Here is a 13,018-nt window from a genome sequence, read left to right as displayed (position 1 = left end):
CAACACACTACACAGATAGGTATCACTGTGAGCACTGAGCACACTGCCGCACCGGCGATTGCTGATATGTCCGAGCAGATGCAGATTCGCCTGGAGAAGCGTGCGAAGCTGATCGAGTCGGGTCGCGAGGCATACCCGGTGGGTCTGCTGGATTCTGAGGGTAACCGCGTGGAGCCCAACCACATTGAGGATCTGCGCGCCGAGTACGATCCGAAGCTGGCTGCTGAGGAGCTGAAGGCTGGCGACGAGACTGACCGTGTGGTGCATGTTGGTGGCCGCGTGGTGTTCGTCCGTAACACCGGTAAGCTGTGCTTCGCGACCCTGCAGGGTGGTACCGAGGGTAAGCGCATCCAGGCGATGCTGTCGCTGGCTGAGGTTGGCGAGGAGTCCCTGGCTGAGTGGAAGTCCCTGGTTGACCTGGGCGACCACGTGTTCGTGACCGGCCGCGTGATTGTTTCTCGCCGTGGCGAGCTGTCCATTATGGTGACCGACTGGAAGATGGCGTCGAAGGCGCTGCGCCCCATGCCGGTTCTGCACAAGGACCTGAACGAGGAAACCCGCGTTCGCCAGCGTTACCTGGACCTGATGGTTCGCGAGGAGGCTCGCGAGCTGGTGAAGAAGCGCGCCCTGATTACCCGCACCGTCCGCCGCGTGCTGGAAGATCACGGCTACATTGAGGTTGAGACCCCCGTTCTGCAGCTGGTGCACGGTGGCGCAACTGCTCGCCCGTTCCGCACCCACCTGAACGCTTTCGACCAGCCGATGACCATGCGTATTGCGACCGAGCTGCCGCTCAAGCGTGCAGTGGTTGGTGGCATTGAGCGTGTGTACGAGATTGGCCGCGTGTTCCGTAACGAAGGTGTGGACTCGACCCACAGCCCCGAGTTCACCACCCTGGAGTGCTACGAGACCTACGCTGACCAGTTCGTGATGGCTGAGCGCATGAAGGAGATTATCCAGAGCTGCGCGAAGGCTGTCGGTACCGAGCGCGTTGAGACTGAGAACGGCACCATCGACCTGTTCGGTGAGTGGAAGTGGGTTGGCGTGTACCCGGGCCTGTCCGAGGCTGTGGGCGTTGAGATCACCCCCGAGACTGACGCATCCGTTCTGCGTGAGATTGCTGAGAAGCACGAGGTTGATATCGACCCGAAGTGGGACGCTGAGAAGCTGGTGACCGAGCTCTTCGGTGAGATCGTTGAGCCGACCCTGGTGAACCCGACCTTCGTGTACGATTACCCGCCGAGCGCTCAGCCGCTGGCTCGTCCGCACCGTTCCGGTGAGCCGCTGATTGAGGCGTGGGACCTGATTATTGGCGGTATGGAGCGCGGTACCGCGTTCTCCGAGCTGATTGACCCGGTCATTCAGCGTGAGCGCCTGACCGCTCAGTCGCTGCTGGCTGCTGCCGGTGATGATGAGGCGATGGAGCTGGATGAGGACTTCCTGCGCGCCCTGGAGCACGGTGCACCCCCGATGGGTGGCCTGGGTCTGGGTATTGACCGTCTGATTATGCTGCTGGCGGGCGATCAGGATCCGGAGCGTCCGGGTACTGTGGTGCGTCAGCCCGGTATTCGTGAGACTATTCTCTTCCCCTTGATGAAGCCGGAAGCCTAAGCTTTAGCTTCACCTTGAGAGGCGATAATGCGGCGGGTGCCGCGGATACGGTTGTATCTGCGGCACCCGCCGTTTTTGCGTGCACTCTTTTGCACGGTGTATAGCGTGTGTCGTGGGCTTGGATTGGTATTTGCACAGGTCAGGGGCTTTTTTCGGTGCTTTTTTGTTCTATTCTGGTGCTGATTTATGCTGCTCTATTCGTTCTGGCGGGGGTTTCTGTTCTTATACACGAATGTGTCGTATAGAAAAGAATGAGGTGCTGGGATAGGGGCAGAATTTCGCTTTTGAATGGTTCGGAAATGTACGGCGTGAATGGCGTATTGTGGGTGTCCGTGCGGGTGATGTAATTCCTGGGGATTGTTGGTGGTGCCGTGTTGTGCATTGTTCGATATTCTCCCCATGTGCGTGTTGAGGGAATCCAAAGTATTTGCACTCTAAACTGTGCATTAATGTGTGCGGGGTGGGTGAGGATTTAACGGAGATGAACGGAATGGATATATCGCTCAGGGCGATCAGCGCATTGTTTCATTATTCAGGAAGTTTTCGGAATCTTTAATATATTTCTGTTATTATGTGAAAGAAAATTAGTACATAAATATATCCGGCACACTATTTTCTCAATCTCCGATAGAGGCTTTTGGGTTTATCCACAGGATATATGCAACAGATGAGGAGGTGCCTCAATGGCACAGAAGGTTCGCATCATCCTTGAAGACGATCTCGACGGCGGCCCCGCAGACGAAACCATCCGTTTCGGCCTGGACGGCGCTCACTACGAGATCGACCTGTCCTCCGCTAACGCAGCTCGCCTGCGTGACGCTATCCGCCCCTTCGTGGCAAAGTCCCGCCGCGTGCAGGGTACCGCTACCCAGCGCACCCGTGCACCCCGCGGCACCGCTGCTCCGGTTAAGCGTAACCCCGAGACCGCAGCAATCCGCGAGTGGGCTAAGGCTAACGGCCACAAGGTCTCTGACCGCGGTCGCATCCACCAGGATATTCAGGATGCATACTACGAAGCAATGAAGGCTCAGGACTAAGGGTCCTACGCATTGCGTGTAGCCGGAGGGGTTGGTTCTTTAAGGTTCTAAACCTCCGGGTGCTTAGGGCGGACGGTGTTATCACCGTCCGCCTTTTGTTTTGCCTTCTTATGCGTGTTGTATGTTCTGCATATCTGAATGGGGGATGTTTTATGCCCAATTCCAATTAACTATTTACATGTAAAATATATTGAGCTGGTTGATGGGGCAATCGGTGCAATACCGAGAAGGGTATTGGTTGGTCATAGGGGTATAGTTCGCATTCGGATTCTGCGTTCATTTAGATTTCATGCATCGGCAGGAACACTAAAGGTGTTGGCGCATTAATCTCTTTGATGGTGCTGTTATTCGCTGGGATATTCCCTCTGCGTGGGGTGTGGGGTCTACTCTGAATAGAGCCGAAAATAATAAGCATGCCACCGTGTGCTGTCGTGGAGATTTCCCCTGATACTTCCCCCGATACCACGATGATTATCAGCGGAAATTCTGCTGCGGATTGCCTGGGAATTATGTGGAAATATTCTGTCAATAATCGAGCTGTATATATTTTTGCGAATTATTGAAATTTCTCACGCAAACATATAAATTTTTAAAAATTTCTGCAATATATTCACGCGCGTGCAGAAAACTGGGGGTTCCCGTGTGGGTCTGTGTGGCTTCTTGTGCGTTCTACTCTCCCGGGTGCCTTCGTTTCGGCGCTACCGCCTCTCAGAGCCCACTTGCAGAGCCTCCGCACCTGCTTTCCGGCCTCTCCCTCACCTGTGGGAGCTACTCCTTGGAACCTCCCCAAAATCCCGCGGAACCCCCTCCTAGACGCCCGAAAACACGCTCACAACGCCCCGAACAGCTCATCTGTTCTCTTGATGGCGAACAGACGCCCATCAGCCCGCCCTTTCAGCCGCGCTCAACGTACTCTTGTATCAATAGGAAAATGCAAGGAGTGCGTAAATGTTTGAACGCTTTACCGATCGAGCTCGGCGCGTTGTGGTGCTTGCCCAGGAAGAGGCACGCATGCTCAACCACAACTACATCGGTACCGAACACCTGCTGCTCGGTCTGATTCACGAGGGCGAAGGCATCGGTGCTCGCGCCCTGGAATCATTGGGCGTTACCCTGAACGCAGTACGTGAACAGGTTCAGGACATCGTCGGCCCCGGCCCCCAGGCGCCCAACGGACACATCCCCTTCACCCCCCGCGCGAAGAAGGTTCTCGAACTGTCCATGCGCGAGGCTATTCAGCTGAACCACGGCTACATCGGCACCGAACACATCCTGCTGGGCATGGTTCGCGCGAACGAGGGCGTGGCAAACCAGGTGCTGGTCAAGCTGGGCGCTGAGCCTGCCGCTGTGCGCCAGGCTGTCATGGACCTGATTTCCGGCTACCCCGGCAACAACTCCGGTGAGAAGGAAACCGCCGGCGTGGGTGCAGGTAACTCCCGCGAAGGCACTCCCGCGGGTTCGACCATCCTGGATCAGTTCGGCCGCAACCTCACCGCAGCAGCGCGTGAGGGCGAGCTGGACCCGGTCATCGGTCGCCACAAGGAGATGGAACGCGTCATGCAGGTCCTCTCCCGCCGTACCAAGAACAACCCCGTGCTGATTGGTGAGCCCGGCGTCGGTAAGACCGCCGTCGTGGAGGGCCTGGCACAGGCTATCGTGCACGGTGACGTCCCCGAGACCCTCAAGGACAAGCACCTGTACACCCTGGACCTGGGCTCCCTGGTCGCAGGTTCGCGCTACCGCGGTGACTTCGAAGAGCGCCTGAAGAAGGTCCTGAAGGAGATTCGCTCCCGTGGCGACATCATCCTGTTCATTGACGAGATTCACACCCTTGTCGGTGCGGGTGCCGCAGAGGGCGCGATTGACGCTGCCTCCATCCTCAAGCCCATGCTGGCTCGAGGCGAACTGCAGACCATCGGTGCCACCACCCTGGATGAGTACCGCAAGCACATCGAGAAGGATGCCGCCCTGGAGCGCCGCTTCCAGCCGATTCAGGTGGACGAGCCCTCCCAGGAGCTCGCCGTGCAGATCCTCAAGGGCGTGCGCGATAAGTACGAGGCACACCACCGCGTCACCATTACCGACGAGGCAATTGAGACCGCCGTGAACCTCGCGGCACGCTACATCTCTGACCGCTTCCTGCCGGATAAGGCTGTCGACCTGATTGACGAGGCGGGCGCACGCCTGCGCATCAAGCGCATGACCGCACCCCCGGAAATCAAGCTACTCGACGAGAAGGCAGCCAAGCTACGCCAGCAGAAGGAAGACGCCATCAACTCCCAGGATTACGAGAAGGCCGCTGGCCTGCGTGATCAGGAGCAGAAGGTCCTGGCTGAGAAGGAAGAAGCCGAGAAGGCATGGCGCGAAGGCGGCGACGCATTCGGCACCGTGACCCCCGAGGTTATTTCTGAGGTTCTGGCCGCTTCCACCGGTGTTCCCGTCTACAAGATCACCGAGGAAGAGTCCAGCCGCCTGCTGACCATGGAGCAGGAGCTCCACAAGCGCGTCATCGGTCAGGATCACGCTATTGCGGCGCTGTCCCGCGCTATTCGCCGTACCCGCGCAGGTCTGAAGGACCCGCGCCGCCCCGGTGGTTCGTTCATCTTCGCCGGCCCGACCGGTGTGGGTAAGACCGAGCTTGCCAAGGCACTTGCCGAGTTCCTGTTCGGCGATGAGGATTCGCTCATCACCCTGGATATGTCCGAGTACCAGGAGAAGCACACCGTCTCGCGTCTGTTCGGTGCGCCTCCCGGCTACGTTGGCTACGATGAGGGCGGCCAGCTGACCGAGAAGGTCCGCCGCAAGCCCTTCTCCGTGGTCCTGTTCGACGAGGTTGAGAAGGCTCACGCCGACCTGTTCAACTCGTTGCTGCAGATCCTGGAAGACGGTCGCCTGACCGACTCGCAGGGTCGCGTGGTGGACTTCAAGAACACCGTCATCATCATGACCACCAACCTGGGTTCGCGTGACGTGAACCGCCGCATCCCGGTTGGTTTCCAGGCGATGGACGACACCGCAGCCGACTACGAGCGCATGCAGGCACGCGTGATGGAGAACCTCAAGGAGCACTTCCGCCCCGAGTTCCTGAACCGTGTGGACGACATTATCGTCTTCCCGCAGCTCTCCGAGTCTGAGATTCTGCAGATTGTGGACCTGTTTGTGGGCCGCCTGGCTAAGCGCCTGGCGGAGCAGGATATGTCCATTGAGCTGACCAACGCTGCGAAGGTCCTCATGGCGGCTAAGGGTTACGACCCGTCCATGGGTGCTCGTCCGCTGCGCCGCGAGATGCAGCGCAACATTGAGGACGCCCTGTCTGAGAAGATCCTCTTCGGCGACATCAAGCCCGGTGAGAAGATCACCGTGGACGTTGAGGGTGAGGGCGACTCCGCGAAGTTCGTCTTCTCGTCTCAGCCGATGAAGGAGCTGGCTCTGGACTCGGTGCAGGAGCTGAACGAGGATGCCGCAGAGGCTCCCGCTGAGGCTCCCGCAGCTGAGGCACCTGCTTCCGAGGCTCGAGAGGGCCAGGGTGGGGACTAAGCCCTAGATAGCTAGGTTTTAGCGCACGAAACGCCTGTGGGGCGGTACCGGATCATTTCGGTACCGCCCCACAGGCGTTTCTATGCTTTTGGGAGGCTCCAGGAGCTCCTCTGCGGCGGGTACTAGAGCGAGACGAGCACTGCATCGCCCTGCGTGACTTCGCGGGCGAGAGAGTCCGCCAGCAGCCCCGCGTAGCAGCGCTGCAGCTGTTCAGCGGCGGGGGAGAGGGCGTACAGCGCCTTCAGTGGACGATGCACCGCGGCGGGTGCATCAGCCGGGAACGTAAAGTCTGGCGAAGAGGCTGCAACGGGTGAAGAGGTCGTATCGCCAGCCGAGGCTACACCCGCACCTACTCCCGCACCCAGGATGAGCTCGCGATTCACCGGCTCATGTGCCGCACGCAGCACCGCCATGACCGCACCGCGCACCTGGCGGTCCGTGCCGTGCCAACTCTGGCCCTTGGGGGTGTAGTCCGCCTCCGGCTTGCCCGCCGCAACCCAGGCGCACAGATCCTCCACCGGGCACAGTTCGCAGGTCGGGGACTTTGCCGTGCAGACCAGCGCACCGAGCTCCATGGTCGCCGCATTCCACAGGCAGGAGGTGGGGGTATCGGCGGGCATGAGCGCCTCCGCCAGGCGAGTCTCAGCCGCCGTCAACGAACGCGAGGGTAGCGCCTTACCGGATACCGCACGGGCGTGCACGCGGCGGATATTCGTATCAATGACCGTGGCGCGCAGACCGAACGCGAACACGCTAATCGCCGCCGCCGTGTAGGAACCCACGCCCGGCAGAGCCAGCAGCGCATCATAGTCGGCGGGAACCTCACCGCCGTGCTGCTCCACAATCGCCACTGCGGCACCGTGCAGACGCTGCGCGCGGCGCGGGTAGCCCAGCCTGCCCCAGGCGCGTACCGCCTCTGAGGCGGGCTCGGCGGCAAGGTCGGCGGGGGTGGGCCAGCGGCGCATCCACTCCTCCCACACGGGTAGAACGCGCTTGACGGGGGTCTGCTGCAGCATGAACTCGCTGACCATCACGCCCCAGGGGGTGCACTCGTCACGACGCCATGGCAAATCGCGTGCCTGGTCGAGGAACCACCCGTTGATTCGGAGGTGGAGCGCCTCGGTATTCGTGCCTTCGGGCAGGGTCGGTTCGGGGCGCGTGCGTGCGGTGCGTTTGGGCTCTGAGGTCATCCGAAAAGCCTACGCCACAGGGTATATATTCCCAAAATCGCATGAACAGAGTTCACTGTGAATCTAAGGGTTAAACCCGGTATCCTTAAGAGTATGTCTGAAAATGGTCCCGTTCTGCCTCCCGAAGTGTACCGCCGTCGTCGTATCGTGGCGGTTATTGCTCTGCTCGCTATTATTTTGCTGCTGGTTGCCGGCGTGACCTCCATGGTCGGCATGATTAACGGCAAGAAGGACGCCACTGTAGCCTCCACTGCGACGGCATCCGGTGCGCCCTTCCAGAGCTTCAGTGCCCGCCCCTCCGAAACTGCTTCGGCTACCCCGTCCGCTAGCGCGACTGCCTCTGCAACCGCGTCGGCTAGTGCTTCGGCAACCCCCTCGGTGACCGCTTCTGCTACTCCCTCTGCAAGCGTGACCACCGCCGCGGCAACTACTCCCGCGGCGACCCCGACTACCCCCGCACAGACTCCGAGCGTGACCACTGCGGCTGCTGTTGCGGCGTGTACCGCGAACGACCTGAAGGTGACCGTCACCCCCGCGAAGCGTGTCTTCGCGGCCGGTGAGCAGGTGTCCTTCCACGTGACCTACACGAACTCCTCGAAGACCCCCTGCGCTGTGGGCGGTGAGGGCGCGAACACCGGCGTTGACCTGAAGATTACCTCCGGTGCGGCTCAGGTGTACACCCGCAGCCTGTGCGCGGCGACTGCTGTTCAGAAGTCTGAGGTAGCCGCAGGTGCCGAGGGCGCAACCGACCTGGCGTGGGATCGTAAGATCAACGTTCTGGGCTGCTCCTCCGCGTCGACTGCTCAGAAGGGTTCCTACTGGGCTGCGGTGACCGTCAATGGTGTGAGCTCGGCTCCGGTGAACTTCGTGATTCAGTAGTTCACTTCTATAGTTTTCGCCCCCGTGCGGGCGTGAGAAGCCCCCGTGCTGGATGTTCTTCCGGCGCGGGGGCTTCTCGTATGAGCTTTTGTCTGGCTATTACTTGGAGGCGCGGGGCTTGGCGAAGCGGCGCTCGCCCAGGTACCCGAGCAGGCTACCGAATGCGGTCCATTGCAGTGCCGCCAGCAGCAGGGTGGACAGGTCGGTCACCTCAAAAGAATTGGGGATGACCTTGAACCACAGTAGCGGCAGGTAGATCAGGAAAAGAATGGGGGACGCCCACACGAAGAACGGGACAGGGCGCTTAGCCGACGGATACTTAGCTCGTGAGTACGACATTGTGACCTCCAAGGGGTGTCATGATGCTTGAGGCACCAGGGTGCGGAGGGAACTCCGCTGTCACTACATCATAATGCAAAAGGTTCTTGTGAGGCAGGAAAAGGCCGCCGTGCCAGATAGTCTCCGGCGCGGAGGCTTCTCGTATGAGCTTTTGTTAGAGGTACTTCTCCAGGCTGCTCTCCGCCATGCGGGAGAGCTGCTCGCGCACCGTGCGGGCACGAGCCTCACCCACACCGTCCACGGCGCGCAAATCCTCAAGGGACGCCGCCATGAGTGCCTGCAGGCTGCCGAAGCGCTCCACCAGACGCTCAGAAATAGCGTTCGGAATGCTCGGAATACCGGCAAGCAGGCGGAAACCGCGCGGCTGCAGGGGCAGCTCCAGGTCGGGGTTCTCACCAAAGCCGACGGTGCGGGCAATCGTGCGCAGATCCACGATGTCCATATCGTCCAGGTTCTGAAGTGCCTCAACGCCGGCGGTAATCAGCTCGTCGTTCACCTCGGGCAGGTAGTCGCGCAGAATCAGGTCGCTGGCGGTCATCTCGGGGGCGCGCAGCTCCTCCAGCTGCAGGGCAATCAGGCGGCCGTGCACGCCGAGCTCGAGCACGTAGTGGCTGACCTCGCGGATAATGCGGTTCACCATCTCCATGCGTTGCAGGGTCATCGCCACGTCGCTCAGGGAAACGTTCGACTCAATCTCCTGAGAGGAGAGGTTGGAAAGCACCGAACGCAGACGCTTCTTATAGCTTTCAAGGGTCTGAATCGCCTGGTTTGCGCGAGCCATCAGGTACTGGCTGTCCTCAACCATGTAGCGGGTACCGTCAACGTATACCGAAATCACGGACATCGACGCGCTCACCGAGATCACCGGGAAACCGGTCTGAATTGCGGTGCGCTCGGCGGTGCGGTGGCGGGTGCCGGACTCGTTCGTTTCAATGGAGGCGTCCGGCATGAGCTGCACGCCGGCGTGCAGCAGGCGGGTGGCGTCGCGGTCGCAGATGATAGCGCCATCCATCTTCGCCAGCTCGCGCAGGCGGGTTGCCGAGAACTCAGTGTCGATGTTGAAACCGCCCGAGGACAGGGAGGATACGGTGCGGTCGGATCCGAGTACGATGAGTGCGCCCGTACGGCCACGCATGATGCGTTCCAGGCCCTCGCGGAGCTCGGTGCCGGGGGCGATTCGGGCGATAGTTTTAAGCAATAGGTCACTATAATTCATCTGCACGAAAACCATTGTACCCGTAAGGGTGGTTATTGAGCCAGGTCAGGGGCGGAACGGCGGGCTAAAGTGCCTCAAAAACGAACGGATATTCTCGATATTTATACAGGAGTGCACGAGGTGAAATTATCTGCATTTAAGGGTAAAAATACGTTCTGCGGTACCCCATTTCGCCGTGACCAAACACCGCGCACCATATCGCTCCAGACCCTAAAATAGACCCATGACCGCGCGCACAAAAAACACCAAAACCGCACCCGCCTACCGCTGCACCGAATGCGGCTGGACCACCGCCAAATGGGTAGGCCGCTGCGGCGAGTGTCAGACCTGGGGCACCGTCGAAGAAGCTGCCGGGGGCACCCGTGCGCGCACCCGCGCCGCATCCAGCGTGCAGAAGCCCGCCCAGCCCATCGCAGAAGTCGACTCGCGCGTAGCCGCCTACATGAGCACCGGAAACCCTGAGTTTGACCGCGTGCTCGGCGGCGGGCTCGTGCCCGGCGCGGTCATCCTTATGGCGGGCGAACCCGGCGTGGGTAAGTCCACCCTGCTGCTGGATGTCGCCGCCACCTTCGCGCGCGGCACCGCCGGGATTGCGGGGCAGAAGGGCGCGCAGAACCCGGCACGGAATACCCAACCGCAAAACACCGCACCCCAGCCGCCGCGCCCGGTGCTGTACATTACCGGCGAGGAATCCGCCGCGCAGGTCAAGCTCCGCGCCGACCGCATCCGCGCTATCGCGGACACCCTCTACCTGACCAGCGAAACCGACCTCGGCACCGCCCTGGCGCATATCGAGCAGGTCAACCCCTCCCTGCTGGTCATCGACTCGGTGCAGACCCTCGCCTCCGCGGAAGTTGAGGGCAGCGCGGGTGGTGTGACCCAGGTGCGGGAGGTCGCCGCCTCCGTCATAGCCGCTGCGAAGGAACGCAACATGTGCACCCTGCTCGTGGGCCACGTGACCAAGGAAGGCACCATCGCGGGCCCGCGCCTGCTCGAGCACCTGGTGGATGTGGTCTGCCAGTTTGAGGGCGATAAGCACTCGAATATCCGCATGCTGCGCGCGATTAAGAACCGCTTCGGCCCCACCGACGAGGTGGGCTGCTTTGACATGCACGAGGACGGCATCGCACCCGTGCTGGACCCCTCCGGCATGTTTGTTTCGAGCACCCCGCACCCGGTGGCTGGCACCTGCGTGACCGTCACGATGGAGGGTCGCCGCCCCCTGCTCGCGGAGGTGCAGGCGCTGCTGGACCAGGCGGTGGCGCCCGCCCCTCGCCGCACCGTCTCGGGTCTGGATTCGGCGCGTATCCAGATGCTGTTGGCGGTGCTGCAGCGCCGCGCCGGGCTGAACGTGGGCAAGCTCGACTGCTACGTCTCTACGGTGGGCGGCGCGAAAATTGCCGAGCCCGCCGCCGACCTGGCGTGCGTCATGGCGCTTGCCTCGGCGGCGCAGAATAAGCCGCTACCGCGTAAGCTCGCGGTCTTTGGCGAGGTCGGTCTGGCGGGTGAGGTGCGCGCCGTTCCGGGCATCCGTCAGCGCATTGCGGAGGTGGGCCGCCTGGGCTTCACGCACGTGCTGGTGCCCGCCTCCCCGACCGGAGTGGGGGACGTACCCGAGGGCGTGACCGTGCGTGAGGTAACCACCCTGGGTGAGGCGCTCGCGTTGCTCTTCCCGCAGAAGTAAAACACCTAAAGACAGCAGAGGGGGCTCCCGGCTGGCGTGAATGCCGCCGGAAGCCCCTCCGTTGTGTCCTTGATGGTTGCCGCTGACCCCGATAGAAGCCCGCTAGAGCCTAGTTAGGAGGAGCGGCTCTCCTCCTCATTCTCGTGCAACATAATGTTGATCGAGCGGGTATTGAGCTTGTTCGTGTGGTGGGTGTTCACCGCGCTATCGGTTACATCATCAACCACCGTGGAGTCGTCCATGTCAGCGTCAACAATCGGGATTGCCGAGGTGCGCGGTGCGTGCTTCGTGACCGCCTCGCCGAGGGGCACGAGAACCGCCACGGCGTCCTTGTGGGACATGCCGGTCGCCTCCAAAAAGTCGACCACAATCAGGCGGAGCATCAGCACCAGCGACTCACCCTCAAAGGTTGCCACACCCATCGTGCGCGGCTCGAGGGTGCCGGCAAGCTTGATCATGCGCTCGCGTGCCTCCATCATGTAGTGCTCACGTTCGCCTTCGGTCGGTGCAGACATGCCCAGGCCGAGGCTCTGCGCCGCCAGCGACAGCTCGTTCAGTGCGTCACTGAGCGAAAGCTGCGCGGCAGTTCGTAGCTGCACGTGGTGAATCGTGGACGCCATACGGCGGTTGAGCACGCGGTCGTTACGAATCGCCAAATCCACCGCGGCGAGGGTCTTCGACATACGCGCCAGCTCGCCCTTGCTCTTGCGGCTATTCCACGACAGCTCGCTCATGCCCTGCGCGGTAATCAGGTCGCCGCGGCACGCATCGTAGAGCGGCTGCAGTGCGCGCGCATCGAGCAGGCTCTGGTACGCCTTGTTGTAGTCGTAGTAGCGGATTGCCTCGGAGGAAAGCTGGAAAACCTTCGCGAACGCATCCATGAGGGCCTGTGCGCGGGCACGCGGGTTCTTGCGCGGGTCGCGCGGCATCAGGTACATGGCGAGGAACGCGAACGCGCCACCGACAATGCCGTCAAAACTGCGGGTGAACGCATCGTCAGGAACGGGCAGTAGCAACGTGAAACAGGCCTGGAAGCTGAGCTGAATCGTAAAAATAATGCCCTTATCAATAAATCGGGCAATAATCACGGTCAAGAAAAGCACCACTGCCGCCTGCCAGGTACCGTGACCGAGCAGGATCAGCAGAAGGTCGCCAATGAGAATGCCGAGGGTCACGCCGAAGGAGACCTCAAGGATTCGGCGGGAATGCTTAGCACCGCTTACATAGCCGAGGGATACGAGGGCAGCGACCGGCGCGAAAATGGGTTCGTGGTGGCCCAGAACGCGCTCAGCGAAAAGCCAAGCGCCCATAGACGCCGCAACAATCTGCACAGACTGAAAGAAGTCTGCTCGGACTCGATGAACACCCTCACGGATGAACTGTCGGGTGTTCTGTTCAGTAGTGCGTAGAATGTCTGCGAATCGTGCCATGGGCACCATCATACCGGCGCATATGCGGTGCACAAGGGGGTAGGGGAGTGTTGGGTTGAAGTGTGAGAGACCCCGCGCCCCGAACCCCGCTTAGC

General features: G+C 61.0%; 9 protein-coding genes. 5 read left to right on the top strand and 4 right to left on the bottom strand.

What is annotated here, in order from left to right:
* Positions 1–27: 27 nt before the first annotated feature.
* From lysS to AB8C10_RS00640, 3 genes are all read left to right on the top strand, one after another.
* Positions 28–1,611, top strand: coding sequence for a lysine--tRNA ligase (lysS, locus tag AB8C10_RS00650; RefSeq protein ID WP_439958513.1), 1,584 nt, complete (start codon positions 28–30; stop codon positions 1,609–1,611).
* Between the two features lie 683 nt (positions 1,612–2,294).
* Positions 2,295–2,648 (top strand): histone-like nucleoid-structuring protein Lsr2, encoded by a 354-nt coding sequence (locus tag AB8C10_RS00645; protein WP_005504366.1) that lies wholly within the window; start codon positions 2,295–2,297, stop codon positions 2,646–2,648.
* 948 nt (positions 2,649–3,596) lie between these two features.
* On the top strand, positions 3,597–6,185 hold the full coding sequence (locus AB8C10_RS00640; protein ID WP_368866500.1) for an ATP-dependent Clp protease ATP-binding subunit: 2,589 nt from the start codon (positions 3,597–3,599) through the stop codon (positions 6,183–6,185).
* A gap of 122 nt (positions 6,186–6,307) precedes the next feature.
* On the opposite strand, the gene AB8C10_RS00635 is transcribed toward AB8C10_RS00640, so the two are convergent.
* Positions 6,308–7,375, bottom strand: coding sequence for an A/G-specific adenine glycosylase (locus AB8C10_RS00635; RefSeq protein ID WP_368866499.1), 1,068 nt, complete (start codon positions 7,373–7,375; stop codon positions 6,308–6,310).
* Positions 7,376–7,468: 93 nt separating this feature from the next.
* Here AB8C10_RS00635 and AB8C10_RS00630 point away from each other — a divergent pair, with 93 nt between their 5' ends.
* Positions 7,469–8,254: a hypothetical protein gene (locus AB8C10_RS00630; RefSeq protein ID WP_368866498.1), complete on the top strand. Its 786-nt coding sequence runs from the start codon at positions 7,469–7,471 to the stop codon at positions 8,252–8,254.
* A 99-nt stretch (positions 8,255–8,353) separates the two neighbouring features.
* Here AB8C10_RS00630 and AB8C10_RS00625 read toward each other — a convergent pair whose 3' ends face one another.
* On the bottom strand, positions 8,354–8,593 hold the full coding sequence (locus AB8C10_RS00625; RefSeq protein ID WP_005507607.1) for a hypothetical protein: 240 nt from the start codon (positions 8,591–8,593) through the stop codon (positions 8,354–8,356).
* Positions 8,594–8,747: 154 nt separating this feature from the next.
* Positions 8,748–9,824 (bottom strand): DNA integrity scanning diadenylate cyclase DisA, encoded by a 1,077-nt coding sequence (gene disA / locus AB8C10_RS00620; RefSeq protein ID WP_303980984.1) that lies wholly within the window; start codon positions 9,822–9,824, stop codon positions 8,748–8,750.
* A 208-nt stretch (positions 9,825–10,032) separates the two neighbouring features.
* Here disA and AB8C10_RS00615 point away from each other — a divergent pair, with 208 nt between their 5' ends.
* Positions 10,033–11,493, top strand: a complete 1,461-nt coding sequence (locus AB8C10_RS00615) for a DNA repair protein RadA (RefSeq protein ID WP_368866497.1) — start codon at positions 10,033–10,035, stop codon at positions 11,491–11,493.
* Between the two features lie 113 nt (positions 11,494–11,606).
* Here AB8C10_RS00615 and AB8C10_RS00610 read toward each other — a convergent pair whose 3' ends face one another.
* On the bottom strand, positions 11,607–12,935 hold the full coding sequence (locus AB8C10_RS00610) for an aromatic acid exporter family protein (RefSeq protein WP_368866496.1): 1,329 nt from the start codon (positions 12,933–12,935) through the stop codon (positions 11,607–11,609).
* Positions 12,936–13,018: the final 83 nt, after the last annotated feature.

It is taken from the genome of Rothia mucilaginosa, from assembly GCF_964210535.1.
GTDB lineage: Bacteria > Actinomycetota > Actinomycetes > Actinomycetales > Micrococcaceae > Rothia > Rothia mucilaginosa_F.
This window is presented reverse-complemented; position numbering and strand designations above follow the sequence as displayed.

Bases quoted from the DNA above. Each gene is read 5' to 3' on its own strand.
- AB8C10_RS00625 (WP_005507607.1), bottom strand. From the start codon at position 8,593: ATGTCGTACTCACGAGCTAAGTATCCGTCGGCTAAGCGCCCTGTCCCG.
- disA (WP_303980984.1), bottom strand. From the start codon at position 9,824: ATGGTTTTCGTGCAGATGAATTATAGTGACCTATTGCTTAAAACTATC.
- AB8C10_RS00635 (WP_368866499.1), bottom strand. From the start codon at position 7,375: ATGACCTCAGAGCCCAAACGCACCGCACGCACGCGCCCCGAACCGACC.
- AB8C10_RS00610 (WP_368866496.1), bottom strand. From the start codon at position 12,935: ATGATGGTGCCCATGGCACGATTCGCAGACATTCTACGCACTACTGAA.
- AB8C10_RS00630 (WP_368866498.1), top strand. From the start codon at position 7,469: ATGTCTGAAAATGGTCCCGTTCTGCCTCCCGAAGTGTACCGCCGTCGT.
- AB8C10_RS00645 (WP_005504366.1), top strand. From the start codon at position 2,295: ATGGCACAGAAGGTTCGCATCATCCTTGAAGACGATCTCGACGGCGGC.
- AB8C10_RS00640 (WP_368866500.1), top strand. From the start codon at position 3,597: ATGTTTGAACGCTTTACCGATCGAGCTCGGCGCGTTGTGGTGCTTGCC.
- AB8C10_RS00615 (WP_368866497.1), top strand. From the start codon at position 10,033: ATGACCGCGCGCACAAAAAACACCAAAACCGCACCCGCCTACCGCTGC.